The sequence below is a fragment of the Cupriavidus sp. 8B genome (genome assembly GCF_054589115.1).
Genome location: NZ_BAAILO010000527.1, coordinates 1 through 441, shown reverse-complemented (window position 1 = coordinate 441; position 441 = coordinate 1). Strand labels below are relative to the sequence as shown.

The 441-nt window shown below is 62.8% G+C and carries 1 protein-coding gene; it reads right to left on the bottom strand.

All coding sequences use genetic code 11. The features are described from left to right. The coding region (locus ACYP5B_RS46485) for an HNH endonuclease (protein ID WP_459574090.1) at positions 1-441 on the bottom strand (441 nt) is incomplete at both ends.

The window sequence follows — 441 nt, the reverse complement described above, 5'->3', positions numbered from 1 at the left end:
GCCGCGCGGGAAGCCTGATGCGGTGAGTCGCGTGCGCTGGTAAGTGCCACGGCCCGAGCACTTGATAGCCAACGTGGGCTTTTGCCAGTCTGAAACAGAGTCGACCACCCCAACACACGCCGCGTCCAGCGCGTGCGTCTTTGGCAGATCGAAGTGTCGGCGGTTGTACTTCGTCCGGCCACCCGACCCCGTCTCCACTGAAAGCCCCGTGGTCTTCAGCGCGTTGTACAGCGCCCACCGGGTCGAATTGACGGCGGCAGCGTCGCGAAGCGGGGCCTTTGCCTTCGCCAGAATGCGTCTGAGGCGCTCCGGGTCCTTGCGCAGGAAATCAGGGAGCAGGCGAGTGGCCTTCTTCCTATTGCAAGGCACGCAAGCCAGTGTCAGATTGGAGACCCGATTCGAGCCTCCGTTTGCCCGGGCATCGATATGTTCCAATTCCAG